The sequence below is a fragment of the Agrobacterium sp. 16-2014-1-2a genome (assembly GCF_053522705.1).
This window is the reverse complement of sequence record NZ_JBNWBX010000011.1, coordinates 12,400-34,528: the sequence shown is the minus strand read 5'-3', so window position 1 is coordinate 34,528 and position 22,129 is coordinate 12,400. Positions and strand designations below refer to the sequence as shown.

General features: G+C 58.2%; 20 protein-coding genes. 15 read left to right on the top strand and 5 right to left on the bottom strand.

Features of this window, described 5'->3' with window-relative positions; genetic code table 11:
• Positions 1-32 precede the first annotated feature (32 nt).
• From ACQZ45_RS24055 to ACQZ45_RS24030, 6 genes are all read left to right on the top strand, one after another.
• Positions 33-1,079 carry a class I SAM-dependent methyltransferase gene (locus tag ACQZ45_RS24055; protein WP_013761484.1) on the top strand — a complete coding sequence of 349 codons (1,047 nt, stop codon included), beginning with the start codon at positions 33-35 and terminating at the stop codon, positions 1,077-1,079.
• Between the two features lie 144 nt (positions 1,080-1,223).
• The gene (locus tag ACQZ45_RS24050) at positions 1,224-2,048 is read left to right on the top strand and encodes a bifunctional allantoicase/(S)-ureidoglycine aminohydrolase (RefSeq protein ID WP_065659479.1); all 825 of its coding nucleotides are present in this window, start codon (positions 1,224-1,226) and stop codon (positions 2,046-2,048) included.
• Between the two features lie 174 nt (positions 2,049-2,222).
• Positions 2,223-3,728: a diguanylate cyclase domain-containing protein gene (locus ACQZ45_RS24045; RefSeq protein ID WP_448742571.1), complete on the top strand. Its 1,506-nt coding sequence runs from the start codon at positions 2,223-2,225 to the stop codon at positions 3,726-3,728.
• A 263-nt stretch (positions 3,729-3,991) separates the two neighbouring features.
• Entirely contained in the window at positions 3,992-5,515 is a 1,524-nt protein-coding gene (locus ACQZ45_RS24040) for a sugar ABC transporter ATP-binding protein (RefSeq protein WP_003510667.1), read from the top strand.
• A 51-nt stretch (positions 5,516-5,566) separates the two neighbouring features.
• Complete coding sequence (locus tag ACQZ45_RS24035) at positions 5,567-6,568, top strand: ABC transporter permease (protein ID WP_025595778.1); 1,002 nt, start codon at positions 5,567-5,569, stop codon at positions 6,566-6,568.
• Positions 6,569-6,657: 89 nt separating this feature from the next.
• Entirely contained in the window at positions 6,658-7,611 is a 954-nt protein-coding gene (locus tag ACQZ45_RS24030; protein ID WP_003510665.1) for a substrate-binding domain-containing protein, read from the top strand.
• A 207-nt stretch (positions 7,612-7,818) separates the two neighbouring features.
• Here ACQZ45_RS24030 and ACQZ45_RS24025 read toward each other — a convergent pair whose 3' ends face one another.
• A complete protein-coding gene (locus ACQZ45_RS24025) occupies positions 7,819-8,712 on the bottom strand; it encodes a LysR family transcriptional regulator (protein WP_003510664.1) in 894 nt (297 codons plus the stop codon).
• 537 nt (positions 8,713-9,249) lie between these two features.
• Between ACQZ45_RS24025 and odc2 the strand changes: the two genes are divergently transcribed.
• From odc2 to ACQZ45_RS23990, 7 genes are all read left to right on the top strand, one after another.
• Positions 9,250-10,383, top strand: coding sequence for an ornithine/lysine decarboxylase (gene odc2 / locus ACQZ45_RS24020; RefSeq protein WP_003510663.1), 1,134 nt, complete (start codon positions 9,250-9,252; stop codon positions 10,381-10,383).
• 193 nt (positions 10,384-10,576) lie between these two features.
• Entirely contained in the window at positions 10,577-11,146 is a 570-nt protein-coding gene (locus ACQZ45_RS24015) for a GNAT family N-acetyltransferase (RefSeq protein ID WP_013761478.1), read from the top strand.
• A 201-nt stretch (positions 11,147-11,347) separates the two neighbouring features.
• Positions 11,348-12,589: an MFS transporter gene (locus ACQZ45_RS24010; protein WP_111828847.1), complete on the top strand. Its 1,242-nt coding sequence runs from the start codon at positions 11,348-11,350 to the stop codon at positions 12,587-12,589.
• 88 nt (positions 12,590-12,677) lie between these two features.
• Positions 12,678-13,079, top strand: coding sequence for a MarR family winged helix-turn-helix transcriptional regulator (locus ACQZ45_RS24005; RefSeq protein ID WP_003510658.1), 402 nt, complete (start codon positions 12,678-12,680; stop codon positions 13,077-13,079).
• 91 nt (positions 13,080-13,170) lie between these two features.
• Entirely contained in the window at positions 13,171-14,466 is a 1,296-nt protein-coding gene (locus tag ACQZ45_RS24000; RefSeq protein WP_413373136.1) for an MFS transporter, read from the top strand.
• Between the two features lie 281 nt (positions 14,467-14,747).
• A complete protein-coding gene (locus tag ACQZ45_RS23995) occupies positions 14,748-15,446 on the top strand; it encodes an OmpW/AlkL family protein (protein WP_019564584.1) in 699 nt (232 codons plus the stop codon).
• A gap of 212 nt (positions 15,447-15,658) precedes the next feature.
• Positions 15,659-16,102, top strand: coding sequence for a glyoxalase superfamily protein (locus tag ACQZ45_RS23990; RefSeq protein WP_448742570.1), 444 nt, complete (start codon positions 15,659-15,661; stop codon positions 16,100-16,102).
• Between the two features lie 48 nt (positions 16,103-16,150).
• Here the strand turns inward: ACQZ45_RS23990 and ACQZ45_RS23985 are convergent, their stop codons facing one another.
• The 4 genes from ACQZ45_RS23985 to ugpB form a co-directional block, all read right to left on the bottom strand.
• Entirely contained in the window at positions 16,151-17,212 is a 1,062-nt protein-coding gene (locus tag ACQZ45_RS23985; protein ID WP_013761452.1) for a sn-glycerol-3-phosphate import ATP-binding protein UgpC, read from the bottom strand.
• Positions 17,212-18,060: a sn-glycerol-3-phosphate ABC transporter permease UgpE gene (ugpE, locus tag ACQZ45_RS23980; protein WP_003510648.1), complete on the bottom strand. Its 849-nt coding sequence runs from the start codon at positions 18,058-18,060 to the stop codon at positions 17,212-17,214. The genes ACQZ45_RS23985 and ugpE overlap by 1 nt, the downstream gene beginning before the upstream one ends.
• 10 nt (positions 18,061-18,070) lie before the next feature.
• The gene (ugpA, locus tag ACQZ45_RS23975; protein ID WP_003510646.1) at positions 18,071-18,952 is read right to left on the bottom strand and encodes a sn-glycerol-3-phosphate ABC transporter permease UgpA; all 882 of its coding nucleotides are present in this window, start codon (positions 18,950-18,952) and stop codon (positions 18,071-18,073) included.
• Positions 18,953-19,020: 68 nt separating this feature from the next.
• A complete protein-coding gene (ugpB, locus tag ACQZ45_RS23970) occupies positions 19,021-20,331 on the bottom strand; it encodes a sn-glycerol-3-phosphate ABC transporter substrate-binding protein UgpB (RefSeq protein ID WP_025595901.1) in 1,311 nt (436 codons plus the stop codon).
• Positions 20,332-20,686: 355 nt separating this feature from the next.
• Between ugpB and ACQZ45_RS23965 the strand changes: the two genes are divergently transcribed.
• Entirely contained in the window at positions 20,687-21,793 is a 1,107-nt protein-coding gene (locus ACQZ45_RS23965) for a CobW family GTP-binding protein (protein WP_413373138.1), read from the top strand.
• Entirely contained in the window at positions 21,790-22,068 is a 279-nt protein-coding gene (locus tag ACQZ45_RS23960; protein WP_076845917.1) for a hypothetical protein, read from the top strand. Before ACQZ45_RS23965 ends, ACQZ45_RS23960 begins: the two co-directional genes overlap by 4 nt.
• Positions 22,069-22,129: the final 61 nt, after the last annotated feature.

Genomic DNA, 22,129 nt, shown 5'->3' with positions numbered 1-22,129 from the left:
TAGTTAACAATGTGTTAATACTGGAGGCTGAAGTGAGGCAGGTAAAGAAAAGAAATCTGGACGGGGCAAGTCTGATCACTCCTGATACTGTCGCAAAAGAGATTTTTGCACGGAAAACGGAAGCGTTCGATGAGCATTTCGCAGTTGCGAAAGCAGAGATCGCGATCATTCTCGAATTGGCACAACAGCAGTTCGAAAATGGTGTTTCAGCACATGAGATAATACATCGAACGGCAGGCGCACTGCATGGCCTGCGCGAAAAGCTCCACTCAAGCGTGTGGGCTGAACTAATTCCTCTGGTGCAGAATCACTCCGTGTCGGACTATTTTCTGGAAGATCCCTTCACGCGCTGGTCGTTCGAAAAGCCGCGGGGCTATTCGGGCGATGCGCAGCTTCTCGACTTCATCTACGGTCACGACAGCGTTGCCGATAAGGTGAAGAACGCAACGCCGCTTGGCGCGGCTCTCTATGATTATACGAAGGACGCCAGTTCCTCGGTCGCTGTCCGCGAGCGGCGGGATTTGCTGACCCGGTTTGTTGACGAGGCTGCGGCCCGGCATGGAAGCGAAACGGAAATCCTCACCATTGCATCGGGACATCTGCGCGAGGCGGATGCATCCGTGGCCTTGAAAGAGGGCAAGATCCGGCGCTGGGTGGCGCTTGATCAAGATCCCCTGAGTGTCGGTTCCGTTGCCCGCGATTTCAACGGCAGCTGCATCGAGGCGATTGACGGTTCGGTGCGTGACATCGTCCTGCGTTCGCACGAGCTCGGCAAATTCGATCTGGTATATGCGGCCGGTCTTTACGATTACCTGAACGACAAGGTGGCGATCAAGCTCACGCGGCGCTGCATGGAGATGCTGAAGCCCGGCGGAATGTTCCTCTTCGCCAACTTCTCCGAAGACATTGTGGTCGATGGCTACATGGAGACCTTCATGAACTGGGCGCTGCTGTTGCGTTCGAAGGCGGATATGTGGCGGATCGTCAACGCCAGCGCCGATCCCGCAAGTATCGAGGCGGAGGTATTTTTCGGCGAAAACCACAATATCGTCTATGCCACGATGCGCAAAAAGGCCTGAGTCCAACCTCGTTTCGCATGTCCGCGCGAAAATAGGCCGCCTGCATTTTACCATGCGGGCGGCAAGCCCTGTGCACGCCAATAATTATTTGATTAAACGTCGCTACAGGCCTAAGAATTCGCGCGAAATGCGTTGCAGAATGGAATGGCTGAAATGAAGAAATATTATTCGGATATGGGCGGTCTGCCGGGGCAGACGGAACTGCTGTCGAGCAAGGCTGTTTTCAAGACTGCCTATGCGGTCATCCCCAAAACCGTCATGTCCGATATCGTGACGAGCGTGCTCCCGCACTGGACCGGGACGCGGGCCTGGATCATCGCCCGACCGATGACCGGTTTTGCCGAGACTTTTGCGCAATATATCGTTGAAGTGCAGCCCGGCGGCGGCAGCGAGCGGCCGGAGCCGGACGCAAGGGCGCAAGCGGCGATCTTTGTCGTTGATGGTGAAATGACCGTGGAGTTTGAGGGCGTGCAGCATGCATTGCGGACCGGCTCCTTCGCCTTCCTGCCCGCCGGCTCGCGCTGGCAGCTGCGCAATTCCGGCACGGCACCGGTCAAGTTCCACTGGGTCCGCAAGGCGTTTCAGGCGGTGGACGGGCTGGAGCCGCCGCCGGCGATCTTCACGCATGAAGATGAACACGCTCTGTCGGCGATGCCCGATACGGACGGCAAATGGGCGACCACCCGGTTTATCGATCCCGACGACGTGCGTTACGACATGCACCTCAACATCGTCAGCCTGGAGCCGGGCGCTACCATTCCTTTCATGGAAACTCATGTCATGGAGCACGGTCTTTACGTGCTGGAAGGAAAGGCGGTTTACCGGCTGAACGAGGATTGGGTGGAAGTGCAGGCGGGTGATTTCATGTGGCTGCGCGCTTTTTGCCCGCAGGCTTGCTATGCAGGAGGGCCGGGCCGTTTCCGCTACCTGCTCTACAAGGATGTGAACCGCCACGTGAAGCTCTGGTAACGGGCGGAATCTTGGCGAAACCGAGATTTATCGCGCAATCCGTTGGCTTGCGCGATAAAGGCTTGCGTTGGATCGAATATCCCTAATAAATCCAGATATGCGGTCAGTCATCGCTGTCTCGCACGATTTCGGCATTCGGCATCCGCCCTTATTATCCTGAAGAAGACTGCCCGTATGATTGAAACGATCGATACCAATATCTTCAATCTTGCCCCTGTGGCGATGTGGATCGAGGATTTCAGCGAGGTGAAAAGCCAGTTCGATATCTGGCGGGCGCAGGGCGTCGAGGATATCCGGGCGTTTTTGCTGGCAGATCTGTCGCGGGTGGCGGCGTGCTCGCAGAAAATCCGCGTCGTGCAGGTTAATGCCAAGACACTTGAACTGTTCGAAGCGCGGGACAAGGCGCATCTGATCGATAATCTGTACCGGATTTTCCGCGATGACATGCTTGAAAGCCATGTGAACGAGCTTTCCGAGCTTTGGGCTGGAAAAACCGAATTCATCAGCAACGCCGTCAATTACTCGATTGGCGGAAAGCGGCTGGATATCCAGCTGCGCGGTGCGGTCATACCCGGCTACGAACAGACACTCGGGCGGTTGCTGCTGACCACAGAGGATGTGACGGAACGTGAGGAGGCTCGCCGCAAGGAGCTTTTCAACCGCCGTTATGCTGAAGGCATGTTCCAACATTCGCCCGTTTCCCTGTGGGTGGAGGATTTCAGCCGGGTTCGGCGTCTGATCGAGGAGGTCAGGGAACGCGGCATCATCGACTTCCGGGTGTTCATGGATGTGCATCCCGAATTCGTGCGCCAATGTATGAGCGAAATCCGCGTGATCGACGTCAACCGGGCGACACTGGACCTGTTTTGTGCACCGGACCGTCAGGTTCTGTTGCAGCGGCTTGGCGATATTTTCCGTGGTGAAATGGAAAAGCCCTTCCGCGAACAGCTGATGGAGCTGTGGAACGGCAATCTCAACCATCATCGCGAAGTGGTGAACTACGCGCTGGATGGTTCAGAGCGGCACGTGCTGCTGCATTTCTCCGTTTTTCCGGGCCACGAACGCGACTGGTCACTGGTGCAGGTGGCGCTGACTGATATTACGGCGCGGAAAAAGGCGGAAGCCTATCTCGAATATCTCGGCAAGCACGATGTGCTGACCAAGCTGCACAATCGCGCCTTCTATTCGGACGAAATGAACAGGCTGGAACGCAGCACGATCCGGCCCGTTTCGGCCATCGTCATCGATCTCAATGGCCTCAAGGACGCCAATGACAGGCTCGGGCACGACGCAGGCGACGCGCTGTTGCGGCGCCTTGGCGAAGTCCTGAACGGTGTCGTTACCGCGCCGAACCATGCTGCGCGCATTGGCGGTGATGAATTCGCCATCCTTTTGCCCGGCGCAGACAAGCAGATCGCCGCGGCGATGGTGGATACCATTTACGAACTGCTGAAGATCAACAACCAGTTCTACTCCAATGCGCCGCTTAGTCTTTCGCTGGGCGTGGCAACCAGCGAAGCCGGCGAGACGATGGAATCGCTGGTGCGCCGTGCCGACATGCATATGTACGAGCAGAAAAACGCCTATTACGCCGCGATGCGCAACAGGTCTGCCGACAACAGCGATACAACGAAGGCCTCCCCGCAACCGGAAGCCAGCTCACTGAAGCGCCTTCTCTAGCTACAGGCATCTCGTTGGTGCCTTGCCTCACTGAGGATTTCCAACGCTCTGCGGGACCATGGCCGCCTATTTTTTAGCCTTTAGGCACCATCGTCCTGGTCAAATTTGAGTGTATTCTAAAAGACCAGCGAAATTTGCTTTACGTACCTCAAAACGGACGTTAGCTTCTTCCCAAGAGCTTTGGGAGGAGTTCGTGCATGATGATTTCAAGTAAAATCGAGGGGCAAGATCCGTTCATTCGCACCGGGTACCGGTGACGACACATGGCTTTTGCTGAGGAATCTCCAGATCAGGTCCTTATACGGACTGTCGGGTTGTCCAAGTCTTTCGGTCCCGTCCAGGTTCTGAAGGATATAGAGATTGCTGTGCGCGCCGGTGAAGTTCACGCCATCATTGGCGAGAACGGGGCTGGTAAATCGACGTTGATGAAACTGCTTGCGGGCAATGAGAAGCCTTCAAGTGGGGAAATCAGGATCGATGGCGAGGCAGTTACGCTGAGCGGACCTGTCGACGCCGAACATCGCGGCATCGTTCTCGTGCATCAGGAAATATTGCTGGCCCCGGATCTGACGGTGGCTCAGAACATCTATCTGGGCCGCGAATTGTGCAAAGGCCCGATGATGGACGACCGCGCCATGCGTGCCGGCGCCCTGAGGGCTATCGCCGATCTCGGCGGTACGATCGATCCCGATGCCGTCGTCGGCAGCCTGTCGATTGCCCAGCGCCAGCTGGTGCAGATAGCCCGCGTTCTGCTCGTGCCGCATCGCGTCGTCATTTTCGACGAGCCGACCGCAAGCCTCACGCCCATTGAAACCGATGCGCTGTTGAACGTTATCAGGGACATAAGGGCAAAGGGCGTGGCCGTGCTCTATATTTCGCACCGCCTGCCGGAGGTGAAGGAGATTGCCGACCGTGTGACCGTTCTGCGCGATGGCAGGTTGGTCGGCTCCCACCCAATATCGGCGCTTGAGCCCGCCGATATGGCGCGGTTGATGGTGGGACGCGATGTCGCCAAGCTCTATCCGGACAGGAACGCCGGCGGCGAGCACGAGCCTGTCTTACAGGTGGAGCATTTCACCGTTCCCGGTTATGCGCAGGATGCCGGTTTCAGCCTGCGAAAGGGCGAAATCCTCGGTTTTGCTGGTCTCGTCGGCGCGGGCAGAACGGAGCTTATGGAGGGCGTGCTTGGCCTGCGTCCAGGGCGGGGGACGATCCGCCATCTCGGAAAGCCTGTGCATTTTGCAAAGGCGGAAGACAGTCTGAAGGCCGGTATCGTTTATCTGAGCGAGGATCGGAAGGGCAAGGGATTGCTGCTGACGAAGGACTTGCGGGTCAATCTCACACTCGCCTCGCTGAGGAAATTCAGCCGCCTGTTCCAGATCGATATCCGTCGAGAGAAGGCAGCGCTCGATGATGCGGTGCGTGATTTCGATATTCGCACGGGAAGTAAGGACTTGCTCGCGGGCCAGCTGTCCGGCGGTAACCAGCAAAAGCTGCTGCTCGCCAAGATGATGCTGCTCGATCCATCGATCGTCATCATCGACGAGCCAACACGCGGCATCGATATCGGCACCAAGGAACAGATCTACCGTTTCATAGCAAAGCTCGCAGACGAGGGCAGGTCGATCATCGTCGTGTCCTCGGAGATGCCGGAACTGATCGGCATCTGCGACCGCGTCCTTGTAATGCGCTCCGGCAGGATCGTCGGCGAAGTGACGGGGGAACGCATGACCGAAAACGATATCGTGGCACTCGCGACTGGCGTGCACACGCAGGAATTTGCCTGAGGGCTGATGTCCCGGCAGGTTGGCCTGAAGAAAAGACAATTGAGGGGAAATATGACTGAGGCCGCACTTGATAACGGCAAAACGCCGAAGACCTCGAAAGACTGGGACCTGCGCGCCGTTGCGCCCTTTGTGGCGCTGGCTTTGCTGCTGGTTCTCGGCGCCGTCGCCAATCCGAATTTCATCGGTATCGACAATCTGCTGAACGTGGTTACCCGCAGCGCCTTCATCGCCATCATTGCGCTCGGCGCCACCTATGTCATCACATCCGGCGGACTTGATCTCTCCGTCGGCGCGATGGTGGCTTTCGTTGCCAGCCTGATGATCCTGTTCATGAACAGTGGCGTTATTGCCAATCCGCTGGTGATGCTACTGGCCGCCATGGCGCTGGCTATCGCCATCGGTGCCGCTTGCGGGCTTGCAAACGGCCTCATCACCACCATCGGCCGCATCGAGCCCTTCATCGCCACGCTTGGCACCATGGGCATTTATCGTGGGCTGACCACCTGGCTGTCGCAGGGTGGCGCGATCACGCTGCGCAACCCGGAAATCCAGACGCTTTATCGCCCGGTCTATTTCGGCAATGTGATCGGTGTGCCGGTGCCGGTCATTGTCATCTTCGTCACTGCCGCCATCGCCGCTTTCGTGCTTTACCGAACCCGTTACGGCAGGCATCTGACGGCGGTGGGTTCCAGCGAGGATGTGGCGCGTTACTCCGGTATCTCGGTCGTTCGCGTCCGCACGATTGCCTATGTGGTTCAGGGGCTTTGCGTCGCCGTTGCCGTCCTGCTTTACGTACCGCGTCTTGCCTCCACCTCGGCCACTACAGGCATGTTGTGGGAGTTGCAGGCCATCACCGCCGTTGTCGTCGGTGGCACGGCGCTACGGGGTGGTGTGGGCCGCATCTGGGGTACGATTTGCGGCGCCTTCATTCTGGAGATCGTTGGCAACATCATGATCCTGTCGAACTTCGTCAGCGAATATCTGATCGGTGCCATTCAGGGCGCGATCATCATCATCGCCATGCTGGTGCAGCGTTCGCTCAGCCGCAGATAGCTGGACGATCGATGAGACATCTGGCCGCGCAATCTGGGGCATGCGCGGTTTAAACAGGAGGAACGCCCCGGTCTTGGGAGGAAGAGACTATGCGTAGAAAATTCATCGGCGTGGCATTTGTCGCGCTGGCTGCCGTTCTTGCGGGTTCTGCCCATGCGCAGGAGAAGAAGGTAACGATCGGGGTATCCATTCCGGCGGCCGACCACGGCTGGACGGCGGGCGTCGTTTACCATGCCGAACGGGTGGCAAAGCTTCTGATGAAGGAGCATCCGGGTCTGAACGTCATCGTCAAGACCTCGCCGGATGCCGCCAACCAGGCAAACGCGCTTCAGGATCTTGCCGTGCAGGGGCTGGACGCACTGGTCGTGCTGCCGTCTGATCCCGATCCGCTCGTCAACGCCATCAAGGAGATCAAGGACAAGGGCACCTTTGTCGCGCTCGTCGACCGCGCGCCGAGCGTCAACGACAATTCGATCCGCGATCTCTACGTTGCGGGTAACAATCCGGCACTCGGACAAGTGGCAGGCGAATACATCAAGAAAACCACGCCTGATGCGGAAGTGGTGGTCATTCGCGGTCTGCCGATCCCGATCGACCAGCAGCGCCAGGATGGTTTCGACAAGGGAATTGCCGGTTCCAGCGTCAAGGTTCTCGACCGCCAGTACGGCAACTGGAACCGCGACGACGCCTTCCGCGTGATGCAGGACTACCTGACCAAATACAAGAAGATCGACGTGGTCTGGTGTCAGGACGACGACATGGCGGTTGGCGTGCTGGAGGCAATCCAGCAGGCGAAACGCACCGATATCAAGTATATCGTTGCTGGCGCCGGTTCCAAGGACATGATCAAGCGCGTAATGGACGGCGACAAGCTAATTCCGGTCGACGTGCTCTATCCGCCGGCGATGGTGGCGACCGCCATGCAGCTTACGGCTGGTCATTTTTACGATCAGGTGCCGGTTGCTGGCGAGTATATTCTCGACGCTACGCTCATCACCAAGGACAATGCCAAGCAGTTCTACTTCCCGGATTCGCCGTTCTGATAAGCCGTTTCCGGCTAAGCAACGCCCGCTGAAAGGCAGGCGTTGCATCCGCACTCCTGCACCCCGGACCAGATTCGGGGTGCAGCGCGATCAGGTCGTTGATCGCGATAGAGTCCTTCATAGCGCGGGCGCGCCGCGGCTCGATGCCGGATTAAATACGGCATGACGAGGGGAAGGTCGGCGGAAACTATACCGCTCCCCCGCTCTTCATCCATTTTTCCTGAACCACGCCGAGAGATAATCCACGAAGCTGCGCACTTTCGCGGGAAGGTAACGGCGGTGGGGGTAGACGGCGTATATGCCGCGGTCTTTGGAAATATAGTCGTCGAACAGGGTCACAAGCTCGCCGGACTGGATGAAGGGTCTTGCAATGAAGTCCGGCACCATGGCGATGCCAAGCCCTGCGCGGGCGGCCCGGAGTGTCGCCTGCGGGCTGTTCACCTCGATCGGTCCACTGATGGTAACGGAGTTCGAGCCGCCATCCGCTTCAAGATAACGCACGGTGTTGTGGAAGCGGGTGTTGGTGTCGATGATGAAGGGCACGCGGGAAAAGTCCTGCGGACCATTGAGCGGGCCGTGTCTGGCGACAAAATCCGCCGTTGCTACTGCATAGACCCGGAAATCGGAGATCTTGCGGGCGATGAGGCCTGAATCTTCCAGACGCGTTATGCGAATCGCAAGGTCGAACCCTTCCTCGATCAGATCGACGAATCGGTCATCGGCGACGATTTCCAGAGACAGTTCCGGATTTTCCTTGGCGAAATCGATGAGGCTCTGGCCAACATCGGCGTCGATGAAGGTGCGCGGAACGGATATTCTGAGCTTGCCCTTCAGATCGGCATTCTTCTCGCGCACCAGATCGGCGAGGTTGTCGATCTCCTTCAAAATGTCGGAGGCGGTGCGGTAATATGTATGGCCGGCCTCCGTCAGCGAGAATTGCCGGGTGGTGCGGTTGAGAAGCAGTGCACCGAGATCATCTTCCAGTTCCCGGACATATTTGGACAAAAGCGCCTTGGAACGCCCAGTCTTGCGGGCAGCGGCGGAAAAACCCTCCGCTTCGACAACGTCGATAAAGGCGCGGATGCGGGTGAGCGTGTCCATGAAAATCCTCCGGTTCGTTCCATATAATTGAACGCTGAGGCGCGACTGTTCAACCCGTAAAATGGTTGCCGAAAAAATCCGCTATATGGTGAAAAAATCCTCTTGATTATGACGGCGAATATTCTTATCTCCCGTGCTGCCCAAAGTCGCACGTGCCCATGTGTGTCCGCCGAGTCCTCGATGTGGTGAGGAGTTCGGTAAGGTACCTGGAACTAACCCCTCCAGTCGCTATTCCGGCCAACCGGGAAATGCGAGGACATATGAAGCAACGACGGTGCGGGCCTTTCTGGTTCTCTGCCGGCTTTCCATCAGCCGGGGTACTGAAGAGGCACACCATCATTGCCTGAAGTGCGGTCGGGTCATTCCCTCCAATCGATGGCAGACAAAGCCGAATGATGCTCTGGCAGGGCGTCATTCATATTTGCGCCTTGAGCGTATGCTATCGATTCTGCGCCTCCACCGGCTGATTCGTATGCATATCTCGAGCGTCCTTTGTCCTCCGGATTTTCCGGAGCCGGTTTTATAGGGAATATATCGATGACGACTGCACGCATTCTCGATTTCATCAAGACCCGACGTCCCGAAGGCCCTTGCCTCGTCGTCGACCTCGACGTCGTGCGCGACAATTTCAACGCGTTCCGGCATTCCCTGCCGAACAGCGCGATCTACTATGCGGTCAAGGCAAACCCGGCTCCCGAAATCCTGAAGCTGCTTGCTTCGCTCGGCTCGAACTTCGATTGCGCCTCCGTGGCTGAAATCCAGATGGCGCTTGATGCAGGTGCAACGTCCGACCGGATCTCGTTCGGCAACACCATCAAGAAGGAACGCGATGTCGCCCGCGCTTACGCGCTCGGCATCGATCTCTTCGCCGTCGACAGCCATGAGGAAGTCGAGAAGGTTGCCCGTGCCGCTCCCGGCGCACGCGTCTTCTGCCGCGTGCTGACGGACGGTGAAGGTGCCGAATGGCCGCTGTCGCGCAAGTTCGGCTGCGTACCGCAGATGGCTGTTGATGTTCTGGTCTACGCACATCAGCTGGGCCTCGAATCCTACGGCGTTTCCTTCCATGTCGGTTCGCAGATGATGAATCTCGACGCATGGGATGCAGCGCTGGGCGATGCCAAGCGCGTTTTCGCTTCGCTGTCCAAGCAGGGTATTCACCTGCAGATGGTCAATATGGGCGGTGGTTTCCCGACCAAGTACCTGCGCGACGTTCCTGCTGCCGAAGAATACGGCCAGGCTATCGACACGGCGCTGCGCAAGCACTTCGGCAACCAGATCCCGAAGACGATCATCGAGCCGGGCCGTGGCATGGTGGGTAACGCTGGCGTCATCAAGGCGGAAGTTGTTCTCGTGTCGCGCAAGTCCGACAACGACAACCATCGCTGGGTGTTCCTCGACATCGGCAAGTTCGGCGGTCTCGCCGAGACGATGGATGAGGCTATCCGCTACCCGATCCGCACCGAGCGCGATCAGGACGAGATGGAGCCTTGCGTTCTGGCCGGTCCGACCTGCGACAGCGCCGACGTGCTGTACGAAAAGAACATGTACCCGTTGCCGGTCTCTCTGACCATCGGCGACGAGGTTCTGATCGAAGGCGCAGGTGCCTATACGACGACCTATTCGGCGGTTGCCTTCAACGGTTTCGAGCCGCTGAAAGCCTACGTCATCTGATCCGAACGCCGCCCGCTGAGTAAGGCGGCGTCTCGAACAAGCTTCCGTTCCGGCTTTGCCGATTGTGCTGTTGCGCAAATCCCTGCTTGCTGCTCCTCTTCCAGCCGAGGAAAGCGTGTCGGCGGGCCGGAACGGCTCCACCATTTTTGATCAAGGGCCGCGTGTGGGCGGTTGTGTGATGGAGGGCCGAGAGATGGCCGCTCTTCTGAATTCGGTACGTGCATTTTTCACCCCGCAGACATTTCATGTCGATCAGGAAAATCCGGGCGATGTCGTTGCCCGTGAAAACCTGCTCGATCGCGCCATGGGCGCTGGCCGCCGCCGCAAGTCTTCCGAAAAGCTGCGCGCCGGCCGCGTCCCAGCGGAAGGTCTGGCGCTCGTTGCCCGTGACGAGGACGGCCATGTCATCGGCACGGTGCGCCTGTGGAATGTCGAAGCTGGCATTTCGCGCGAAGGCCGCGCTGTCGAAGCGCTGTTGCTTGGCCCGCTTGCGGTTGATGCTGCCCATGAAGGCAAGGGCATCGGTTCGGCGCTGATGCGTGCGGCAATCTCCGAGGCAACCAAACGTGGCCATGGTGGCATTCTTCTGGTGGGCGACGCCGCCTATTATGAGCGCTTCGGCTTTTTTGCCGATAAGGCCCAGCACCTGATCATGCCCGGCCCGTTCGAGCGCAGCCGTTTTCTGGCGCTTGAACTCAAAGCCGGCTGGCTGGAAGGTGCGGCTGGTATGCTGGTTGCAAGCGGCCGCAGGCTCTCTGCCTGAGACGATATCCGTATCTAATGCCCCGGCTGAACGGCCGGGGTTGATCCGGCTGAAATTGGATTGCTGCAAAATGTTCTTTTATGCAAAGCTGCGGGTTCGGACGTGATACCGGTTCGGGCGGCGACAAAGTTGCATTTGGCTTTTTTGGACATTGCATCGGATATGTCTGCACCCGCGTGATTTCAAAAGCGGAGATCAGCTATGCAGGCAGCTTTACTCAGAACGAACCGTGACTACCGTCTTCTGTTTTCCGCGAGCGCCGTATCCAATCTTGCCGATGGCATTTCGATGGTGGCGATACCTTGGCTTGCAACCCTGCTGACCAGCGATCCGCTCTTGATCTCTATGATTGCGGTGGCGCAACGGCTGCCCTGGCTGCTGTTCGCGCTTCCCGTCGGTGTCTGGACGGATCGAAGTGACCGGCGCCTGCTTATGGTGCGGGCCGATGTGGTTCGGCTTGCGCTGATGATCTGCGCGGTCGGCATGATCTCCACCACTGCAAACCTGCCGTCACCGGCAGAATCGGGATCGGCGGCTATTTTTTCACTGGCGGTAATCGCTTTCCTTCTCGGTTGCGCTGAGGTCGTGCGGGACAATGCAGCCCAGACGATATTGCCTTCACTTGTCGCACCGAGCGATCTCGAACATGCTAATGGTCAGATGTGGAGCGCCGAAGAGGTCACTGGCCAATTCATCGGCCCGCCACTGGCAGGCTTGCTGATTGCCGCGGGCATTGCCATTCCCTTTGGTCTGGATGCCAGTTTTTACGCGGTTTCGGCGGCATTGGTTTGGCTTATCGTGCTGCCTCCACGCAAACCGTCCAGCATAGCCTCTTTCTGGCCCGCATTGCGAGAGGGGTTTGGCTGGATGCGGCGCAATACGATGATCCTGCGGCTTGCCATCATGCTGGGGGCAGTCAACGCCGTATTCGTTGGAGGAATGACGGTCCTCGTTCTCTATGCGCAGGAGGTGCTCGATCTTTCCGCGACAGCCTATGGCGTGCTGTTGACGTGCGGCGCGGTTGGCGGTGTTCTTGGCGGGCTGGCTTCGCCGTGGTTCGCCCGTAGACTGGGCGCGAGGACAAGCCTCGTTCTGGCGCTATGCACATTTGCGCTGTTCAATCTGGTGCTCGGCCTTTCGAGTTCCGCGCCACTGGTAGCAGTCGGCCTATTTCTCGAGGCTGCGGCGGGTATGTTGTGGAATGTGGTGACCGTGAGCTACAGGCAACGGCTCATTCCGGACGAGTTGCTTGGACGCGTCAATTCCGTCTATCGGTTTTTCGGTTGGGGTGCGATGTCGTTCGGCGCATTTGCCGCTGGCGTTCTGGTCACCATTGCCGAACCGGCCTTCGGCCGCATCGAGGCGCTGCATATGCCCTATCTGATTGGAGCCGCTGTTTGTGCGGTTCTGGCGGTCTACGGTCTTCTCCGGCTGCGTTTCTGAGGTGCCGCGGCGCTGTAGTCGGTCATTGTCCCTGCATGATCTTATAGTGCCTCTTGCATTTGGCATTTTGCGGGTATATACCCGGAAAATGCCAAACGATAGTTGTCACTGCATCCTGCTGCGCAAAGCATCCCGTAAGGTCTCGTCCTACTACGATGAGGCGCTGGCGCCGCTTGGCGTCAATATCGGCCAGTTCAGCCTGTTGCGGAACATCAACCGCATGGCGCCGGTGTCGCTCACCGATCTCGCCGCGCGGGTGGAACTGGACCGCTCTACCGTTGGCCGCAATACCAAGGTGCTGGCCCGGATGGGGCTGGTGGCCATCGGCCATGGCGAGGATCAGCGCGAAGCGATGCTGACCGTGACGGAGCAGGGGCAGGAGATACTGAAAACAGGCGCGCCCCTCTGGGACGGAGTACAGGACGAAATCGAGGCCAGGCTTGGCCCGGAAAAGACCGCTCAATTGCAGGAACTACTCGCAGCCCTGTAATTTTTTTGATGATAAAACGGGTATCTGCCCGCAATATAGGGTATATACCCGTAAAATTTCGGCCGCTGGCCGCTGGAAAGGGATTTTGAACATGCTCTCCACACGCCTTGCCAGCTGGATGGCCAACAGAAACATACATTATGGCTGGCTTGTTGCCGCAACCACCTTTTTGACGATGCTGGCAACCGCCGGCGCGATGGGATCGGCCGGGGTGATGATCCAGCCGCTGCATCAGGAGTTCGGCTGGGATATTGCCGATATTTCATCTGCCATGGCGGTCAGGCTGGTGCTCTTCGGCCTGCTCGGGCCCTTTGCCGCTGCCTTCATGAACCATTTCGGTATTCGCCAGGTCGTGTCGACGGCCCTTGCGCTGATCATGGGCGGCATCGTCGCCTCGTTCTTCATGACTGAGGTGTGGCAGCTGTTGCTGTTATGGGGCGTGGTGATCGGTGTTGGCACCGGCATGACGGCACTGGTGCTGGGCGCGACCGTGGCATCGCGCTGGTTTTCAAAGCGCCGGGGACTGGTGATCGGCCTGATGACGGCCAGTAACGCTACCGGCCAGCTGGTTTTTCTGCCTTTGCTCGCGGCACTGACGGAGGCCTATGGCTGGCGCACCGCGCTGACGCTATCCGTTGCGGTGATTGCGATCGCCATGATTCTCGTGCTGCTCTTGATGCGTGACCATCCCGCCGAAGTCGGCCTGCCAGCCTATGGCGAGACGGTGGTGGTAAAACCGCCGAAACAGGACCACAAGTTTCTTGCAACACTGGCATCCCCGATACTGACGTTGAAGAGCGTGTCCGGAAACCCGGTTTTCTGGGTGCTTTTCGGAACGTTCTTCGTCTGTGGACTTTCCACCAACGGCCTTATCCAGACACACTGGATTTCCATTTGCGGTGATTTCGGTATGGCGGCGGTCACGGCGGCCGGCACGCTGGCGGTGATCGGCATTTTCGATTTCTTCGGCACCATTTTTGCCGGCTGGCTCTCTGACCGTTTCGACAATCGCTTCCTGCTCTTCTGGTTTTACGGTCTGCGCGGGCTGTCCCTGATCTATCTCTCCTTCTCGGGCTTCAGCTTCGTGGAGCTTTCGGTCTTCGCCGTGTTTTACGGGCTGGACTGGGTGGCAACCGTGCCGCCAACGGTGAAGCTTGCCGCTGAGAGTTTCGGCCGCGAAAAAGCGGGCCTGGTTTTCGGCTGGGTGTTTGCGGGGCATCAGTTGGGGGCCGCCACCGCTGCCTTTGGCGCAGGTTTCTTCAAGAGCGACTTCGACACATACATGCCCGCACTGCAGATTGCCGGCGTGATGTGCATGATCGCTGCTGTCTCGGTACTGCTTCTCAAAAAGCCTGGTTCCGCGACTTTGGCACCGCAGGCCGCCTGAGATTGCAAAGGAGAAGGCTTGTGAAACAGGCCAACTTCCGACTGCCGGGCCCGCTATTTTGACCGTTGTCATGGCTATCCGTTGCGTATTTGTCACACCAAGCACCGGCTAGCTGCCCTGGCTTATCGTTCGCCTTTCGGTTTGATCCATCTCAATCCGCTCACCTCTCCCTTGGCGATAGTGGCCGTAGCGGCTGCGGCAAGCGAGGATTCGCGAATGCCCGCCGCCATCAGCCGGTTTCCCGGGCTTGCCCGGCTGCGGCGCGCGATAGGAGAGATGGAATGACGAACAGGAAGAAAAAAACCGCCTTGCTTGCCAGTGTGACGGTGAGCGTCGCGGCGATGCTGATGTCGGCCAACGCGATGGCGGCAGATCTGGCCCCGCCGGCACCAGCCCCCACCGCTGAAGAGGCGATTGCGGCGGCGAGCCCATGGATGCTGCGCGTGCGTGGTCTCGGGGTCATTACCCATGACAGCGGCAGCGTTGACGGTGTGCCGGGTGCAGGTCTCTCCTATTCGGATACGGTCATTCCTGAACTCGACATCAGCTATTTCTTCACCCCGAATATCGCTGCCGAACTCATCCTCGGCACCACATACGCCAAGATCAACGGCGAGGGTGTGCTGGCCGGCACGCCGGTGGGCAAGACATGGTTGCTGCCGCCGACGCTGACCCTGCAATATCACTTTACTGATTTCGGCGCCTTCAAGCCCTATATCGGCGCGGGCGTGAACTATTCGATGTTCTACAACCAGTCCGAAAAACCCGGCTTCAGCAATCTTGATGTCAAGAACAAGTTCGGCGCGGCCGTGCAGGTGGGTTTCGACTATATGCTGGACGAACATTGGGGCGTGAACTTCGACGTGAAGAAGATTTTCCTGAAGACCGACTGGACCGCAGAACTTGGCGGCACGCCAATCAGTGGCAAAGCGAAACTCGATCCCTGGTTGATCGGTGCGGGTATCACCTATCGCTTCTGACCCCTTGGCCTCGCGCCGTCGCTGCCTTTGACGGGCGGCGCTTTCTGAGCTATATGGACGGCCACGGGCAGAAGAGCCCCGGCCGTCCGCAGGCGTTTACGCCCTTGGTGAAGCTCTTTTTGGAATAACGGTCATCCCCATGTTTTGCATGTCGTCGATGGCAACGCGGACCCCTTCGGAAAAATACGGCATGCGCATGTTGGAGAACCGTTATGAACGTGTCCAAAGCGCTTCCCGCGCTTGAGGGATTGAAAGAGCAGGCAAAACGGCTGCGCGCCGCCCTTGAAGGGCAGGGGCAGGCAATCACCCATTCAAAGGCGCTTGAACTCATCGCCGCGCAATATGGCTTCCGCGACTGGAACACCCTGCATGCCACGGCGGGAAACCGTCCCGCATTCAATCCCTATCTTCTTGGTTCGCGGGTGGAAGGCCTCTATCTAGGCCAGCCCTTCGTGGCCTCCGTTCTGGGCGTGCAAACGCTAGGCGGCGACCCGGAACGCTACCGGCTGACCCTGCATCTCGACGATCCCGTGGATGTGGTGACCTTCGAAAGCTTCTCGGCTTTCAGGCAGCGTATCCACTGCAATATCGATACGTCCGGACGCACGGTGGAGAAAACCTCCAACGGTAGGCCACAGGTTGAGCTGGTCTGGTAGTCCGAGCACCCGCCGAGAGGCGGGTGTCTCCTTGTCCTTCGTAAGACCCTAAATCCGCTTCCCCGCCGCATCGAACAGATGGAAGTCCTTCGTCTGGGCGGCAATCCGCAGGTTCTCGCCGATACCAAGCTGCGAGCGGCCGGGAACGCGGAAGACGATGGTGGTGCCGTCTGTGAAGGAGCCATGCACGTAGCTTTCCGCGCCCACCAGTTCCACGGCGTCCACCCGCACGGTGCCAGTGAAAGCGGCATCGGGAGCTTCTGTTTCCGCGAGCGTGATGTCTTCCGGACGGATGCCCAGTGTTGCGGTGGTTTGCGGCAGCGCGCCTGATCCATTCACCGACCACCCGGATGCACCGTTAGCCGATGGGGTGCCGTAGGGCAGGAGGTTCATGGAGGGCGAACCGATGAAGGTGGCGACGAAGGTGGTGGCCGGTTTTTCGTAAAGCTCGATCGGAGTGCCGATCTGCTCGATGCGGCCGGCATTCAGCACCACGAGGCGGTCGGCCAGCGTCATGGCTTCCATCTGATCATGGGTTACGTAGACGCTGGTGGTGGCGAGAGAACGTTGCAGGCGGCGGATTTCGACGCGCATCTGCACGCGCAGCTTGGCATCGAGGTTGGACAGCGGCTCATCGAACAGGAATGCGGCGGGCTTGCGCACGATGGCACGGCCCATCGCCACGCGCTGGCGCTGGCCACCCGAGAGCTGGCGCGGCCTGCGCTCCAGATATTGTTCGATTTCCAGCGCCTTGGCTGCCTCGGTGATACGCCGGTCGATCTCGTCCTTCGGCGTGTTGCGGTTCTTGAGGCCATAGGCGAGGTTCTGCCGCACTGTCATATGCGGGTAAAGCGCGTAGTTCTGGAACACCATGGCAATATCTCGGTCTGACGGTTCGAGATCGTTGACGACGCGGTCGCCGATGACGATCTCACCGCCCGATATGCTTTCCAGCCCGGCGATCATGCGCAGCAATGTTGATTTTCCGCAGCCGGAGGGGCCGACCAATACGATCATCTCGCCATCGGCTATATCCATCGATACGCCCTTGATGGCGTCGACATTGCCGCCGTAAACCTTGCGGACGTCTTTCAGCGCAATTTTTGCCATTACTTCTCGGTCTCCACCAAACCTTTGACGAACCAGCGCTGCATCAGCACCACAACGATAATCGGGGGGATGATGGCGAGGATCGCCGTCACCATCACATAATTCCAGGGCGTCGAAGCGTCGGTGAAATCCACCATGCGCTTGAGGCCGATGATGATCGTGTTCATCTTGGCGTCGTTGGTCACGAGCAGCGGCCAGAGATACTGGGTCCAGCCATAGATGAACAGGATCACGAAGAGAGCGGCGATATTGGTTTTCGACAGCGGCAGCAGAATATCGCGCATGAAGCGGAACGGCCCTGCATTGTCGATACGAGCCGCCTCGACCATTTCGCCGGGAATGGTCAGGAAAAACTGCCGGAACAGGAACGTCGCCGTCGCGGACGCCATCAGCGGAAGCGTCAGTCCCGCATAGGTATCGATAAGCCCGAGGTCGACGATGACCTTGTATGTGGGCAGGATGCGCACCTCGACCGGCAGCATGAGCGTGATGAAGATCATCCAGAAGAAGCCCATGCGAAATGGAAAACGGAAAAATACGATTGCGAAAGCCGACAGGAAAGAAATGACGATCTTGCCGATGGCAATGGCGAGCGCCACCACGAAGCTGTTGAACAGCAGCCGTTCAAGGCTGACGCCGACCACTCTTTCGACGCCGCCGACCATGGCATCTGTATAGTTTTCACCAAGATGGTCGCCGGGCAGCAGCGACATCGGTGGGCGAATGATGTCATTCGACGTCATGGATGACGCGATGAAGGTGTAGTAGATCGGGAAGGCCACGATGATGATGCCGAGAACCAGCATCAGATGGGCGATCACGCGGGCGACCGGGCGATTTTCAATCATCAGGAAATCCTCAGCCGTAGTGCACGCGCTTCTCGACGAAGCGGAACTGGAAGGCGGTCAACGCAATGACGATCACCATCAGGATGACGGATTGCGCGGCGGAAGAGCCGAGGTTCAGGTTAACGAAGCCATCATTGTAGACCTTGTAGACCAGTGTTTCTGTCGCCTTGGCAGGGCCGCCGCCAGTAACTGCGTGGATGATGCCGAACGTATCGAAGAAGGCATAGACGGTGTTGACGACCAGCAGGAAGAATGTTGTCGGCGCCAGCAGCGGGAAAACGATGGTCCAGAAGCGCCGCGAACCGCGTGCGCCGTCAATGGAGGCCGCCTCCAGCAATGATTTCGGAATTGCCTGCAAGCCTGCGACAAAAAACAGGAAATTGTAGCTGATCTGCTTCCATGCGGCGGCTGCGACCACGAGCAGCATGGCCTGATTGCCGTTGAGCAGCGGGTCCCACATGATGCCGTTGCGGCGCAGGATATAGGAGAAGGTTCCCATGGCCGGATTGAACATGAACAGCCAGAGCATGCCAGCGACGGCGGGTGCCACAGCATAGGGCATGATCATCATGGTGCGGTAAAAACCCTTGCCGCGCACCACGCGGTCTGCCGCCGTTGCCAGAAGCAATGCCAGCCCCATCGAGACGAGTGCGGTCAGGACGCTGAAAATGACCGTGACGTGCAGCGCGTTCAGATAGCTTTCATCCGAAAGTACGGCGGAAAAATTGGCCAGCCCGACGAAATTGCTGTTCAGCCCGAAGGCATCCTCGCGCATGGTCGACTGGTAGAGCGCCTGACTTGCGGGCCAGAAGAAAAAGATCACCGTCAGGATGATCTGTGGCGCGACCAGCAGATAGGGCAGGATCTTGTTGGGGAATACGACGCTTTGCACGGCGATCTCCTGATGAAATGGGAATACCGCCCGCACCGGGTGAGGATGCGGGCGGGGGCAGGGATCGTTTAGTTGCCGGTTGCCTGCTTGATGGCCGCATCACCGCGCGTGACAATCTTGTCGAGTGCGGATTTCGCGTCCTGCTTGCCGGCCAGCATCGCCTCGAACTCTTCGTTCATGATGTCGCGGACCTGCGGCAGGTTCACGAGGCGCACGCCCTTGGAGTTTTCTGTCGGTGGCTTGCCCATCATCTGCAGAAGTGGCGTTTCGCGGCCGGGATTCTTGTCATAGAAGCCGGATTTCTTGGTTTCCTCATAGGCCGCGATCGTTACCGGCATGTATCCGGAGACCTGATGCAGACGAGACTGGATCTTGGTCTGGGAAAGGAAATGGAAGAACTCGGCCACACCTTTATATTCGGCATCGCTCTTGCCGCCGAAGACCCAGAGGCTCGCGCCACCGGGAATGGTGTTCTGCGGACCATGACCCTCGTAATAGGGAAGCTGGCCGATACCGTAATTCATGCCGGTCTTGATGATATCCCCAAGGCCGCCGGAGGATTCGGTAAGGATGCCGCATTCGCCGGACATGAACAGCTGCTTGGCTTCCGAAGTGCGCCCGCCGTAACGGAAGGTGCCGTCTTTCGCAAGGTCGGCAATGGCCTGGAAGTGTTCGACGAAGAGCGGCGCGTTGACGGCAAGCTTCACATCGGTGCCGCCCAGCCCGTTTTCATTGCTGCCATAGGAGACGTTGTTCCATGCGGCAAAGTTTTCGGTCTGGATCCAGGTCAACCATGTTGAGGTGAATCCGCATTGGGCAGCGCCGCTTGTCTTGATCTTCTTGGCAGCTTCGAAAACCTCCGGCCAGGTCTTCGGCGGATTTGCCGGGTCAAGGCCTGCCTTCTGGAAGGTGTCCTTGTTGTAATACAGGATCGGTGAGGACGAATTATAGGGGAAGGACAGCATGGTGCCGTCAGGCTTGGAATAATAGGCGACGATGCCGGCCAGATATTCGTCCTTGTTGAAGGTGTAGCCGCCCTCCTTCAGTACTTCCGCCACCGGTTTGATTGCGCCGGCAGCACCCATCATCACGCCGGAACCGGCGTCGAAGACCTGAATGATCGCCGGCGGCTGCTTGGCGCGGAAGGCCGCAATGCCGGCATTCAGGGTTTCCGGATAGGTGCCCTTGAAGACGGGCATGATCTTGTAGTTTGTCTGGCTATCGTTGAACTCTTTCGCGAGCGCGTCCACGACCTCGTTATTGGCGCCGGTCATGGCATGCCACCACTGAATTTCCGTCGCGGCGAATGCGTTCGATGTGACAAAAAACGAAAGCGCAGATGCCGCAGCAAGACGGTAGCTGAGTTTTTTCAAGGCGATTCCTCCCATTTTAAAAACAGTAAAAGATACAGCCCCTTATTGCAGCCTATCCTCCTCGATATAGCTGCGGGCGAGCTTTTCTGTATTAGCGGCCTGATTTAAAGCGAACTCTAATGAAAATGCAATAGATGGTGGAACGAAAAAAACGAAAGTGAACGAAACGGTTTTATTATTCCATTTTGGGTCCGCTTTGGTTTTTTCGTGTGCTTGTGGGCATGGCTCGGGACGGGATACCGGAAGCAGTCTGCGGATGCCATGTTCAAGAGCAATTTCTAACAAGAAGTATTGATATGTTATTACATTACGTATTAAATCTCTCCAAGATTTGCTGCTTGAAGGTGCGGATGTGTTCGGAATGAAGCGGAAGAAGGCGGTTGCACCAGAAGACATCTCGTCCGTCACCCCATCCACCGGAACGGTGCCTGTCACACTGCTTACCGGCTTTCTGGGGGCGGGCAAGACCACGCTTCTGAACGAGCTTCTGAGCGAACCGGAAATGCGTGGTGCCGCCGTCATCGTCAACGAATTCGGTTCGGTGCCCATCGATCACGGCTTGGTCCGCACCGGTTCGGAGCGTTATTTCAGGACCACGACCGGCTGCATCTGCTGCACCGCCACCAGCGATATCCGCACCTCGCTTTACGAGTTGCATCTGGCCTTTCTGGAAGGGTTGGTGCCGGAAATATCGCGTGTCGTCATCGAAACCACTGGCCTTGCCGATCCTGCGCCGATCATCAACAGCCTGATTCCCGGTGGTACGCCTGCCGCCGGCCTGCGCGACCATATCGTCGCCCGCCACTTTCATCTCTCCGGTGTCGTTACTGTTTTCGACATTACCTCCGGCCAGGCGATGCTCGACAGTTTCATCGAGGGCTGGAAACAGCTTGCCTTTGCCGATCACATTGTTTTGACCAAAACCGATCTCACTGACGGGGCGGCGAGGGGCTGTGAGAGCCTCTCCGATCTCAATCCTGCCGCGCGTCTGCATGACCGCAACGCGCGCGACTTCAATCTGATGTCGCTGTTTGCGCCGGCGGATTATTCCTTGCGTAACAAGCCGGAAGACGTAACGGGTTGGCTTGCCGCCGACAGGCTGAGCCTGCATGCGGCGCACGTGCACGATATCAATCGTCATGGTGCGGGGGTCGAGGCGTTCGATTTGACGTTCGAAGGCGCTTTCGATCCGCAGGCGATCGTCACCTTTCTCGAACTCGTCACCAGCAACGTGCATTCCGGCCTGCTGCGGCTCAAGGGAATTTTCGGTGCGACGGATGATCCGGACCGTCCAGTGGTCGCCCATGCCGTGCAGCACCGGCTTTATCCGCTGAGCCGTCTGGAAAGCTGGCCGGATGGCAACCGTGCAACACGTGTTGTCCTCATCGGCATGGATATGCCGCAGCAGCCGATCCGCGATCTTTTTGAGGCATTGGCCTCGCAGGCAGCAAGAAGGGTTTTCCGATGACGGCAAGAGCAAATCCGCTTGCACGCAGCGGCTCTGCGATAGTCTCTAAGGCCCGTCTTGTGAAACACTGGACGCGGGAACTGCTTGCCCTCCGCGAAGACGAGATCGTTTCCGTCAACGAGATTGCCTGCGTACAGCCGGATTGCCCGCCGAAGGAAACGGTAATCCTCGTTTTGTCCGCATCCGGCGAAACCCGGCAATTCTCAGTTCACCAGGCGCTGCTGGATATAGAGCGTGATGATATCGTCAGATCCGTCGCCGCCAATCCGCCGTAAGGCCATCTGTATCGAACGCCGTGGCGCTTGACGACAGGTGCCGTCATCCGGCACTTCAGGA

Excerpts from the sequence above, each read along its gene's own strand:
- ACQZ45_RS24010 (WP_111828847.1), top strand. The coding sequence starts at position 11,348 with ATGCAGGCAGCTTTACTCAGAACGAACCGTGACTACCGTCTTCTGTTT.
- ACQZ45_RS23990 (WP_448742570.1), top strand. The coding sequence starts at position 15,659 with ATGAACGTGTCCAAAGCGCTTCCCGCGCTTGAGGGATTGAAAGAGCAG.
- ACQZ45_RS24035 (WP_025595778.1), top strand. The coding sequence starts at position 5,567 with ATGACTGAGGCCGCACTTGATAACGGCAAAACGCCGAAGACCTCGAAA.
- ACQZ45_RS23995 (WP_019564584.1), top strand. The coding sequence starts at position 14,748 with ATGACGAACAGGAAGAAAAAAACCGCCTTGCTTGCCAGTGTGACGGTG.
- ugpE (WP_003510648.1), bottom strand. The coding sequence starts at position 18,060 with ATGATTGAAAATCGCCCGGTCGCCCGCGTGATCGCCCATCTGATGCTG.
- ACQZ45_RS24050 (WP_065659479.1), top strand. The coding sequence starts at position 1,224 with ATGGCTGAAATGAAGAAATATTATTCGGATATGGGCGGTCTGCCGGGG.
- ACQZ45_RS23960 (WP_076845917.1), top strand. The coding sequence starts at position 21,790 with ATGACGGCAAGAGCAAATCCGCTTGCACGCAGCGGCTCTGCGATAGTC.
- ACQZ45_RS24040 (WP_003510667.1), top strand. The coding sequence starts at position 3,992 with ATGGCTTTTGCTGAGGAATCTCCAGATCAGGTCCTTATACGGACTGTC.
- ACQZ45_RS24000 (WP_413373136.1), top strand. The coding sequence starts at position 13,171 with ATGCTCTCCACACGCCTTGCCAGCTGGATGGCCAACAGAAACATACAT.
- ACQZ45_RS24045 (WP_448742571.1), top strand. The coding sequence starts at position 2,223 with ATGATTGAAACGATCGATACCAATATCTTCAATCTTGCCCCTGTGGCG.
- ACQZ45_RS23965 (WP_413373138.1), top strand. The coding sequence starts at position 20,687 with ATGAAGCGGAAGAAGGCGGTTGCACCAGAAGACATCTCGTCCGTCACC.
- odc2 (WP_003510663.1), top strand. The coding sequence starts at position 9,250 with ATGACGACTGCACGCATTCTCGATTTCATCAAGACCCGACGTCCCGAA.
- ACQZ45_RS24015 (WP_013761478.1), top strand. The coding sequence starts at position 10,577 with ATGGCCGCTCTTCTGAATTCGGTACGTGCATTTTTCACCCCGCAGACA.
- ACQZ45_RS24030 (WP_003510665.1), top strand. The coding sequence starts at position 6,658 with ATGCGTAGAAAATTCATCGGCGTGGCATTTGTCGCGCTGGCTGCCGTT.
- ACQZ45_RS24005 (WP_003510658.1), top strand. The coding sequence starts at position 12,678 with ATGCCAAACGATAGTTGTCACTGCATCCTGCTGCGCAAAGCATCCCGT.
- ACQZ45_RS24025 (WP_003510664.1), bottom strand. The coding sequence starts at position 8,712 with ATGGACACGCTCACCCGCATCCGCGCCTTTATCGACGTTGTCGAAGCG.
- ACQZ45_RS23985 (WP_013761452.1), bottom strand. The coding sequence starts at position 17,212 with ATGGCAAAAATTGCGCTGAAAGACGTCCGCAAGGTTTACGGCGGCAAT.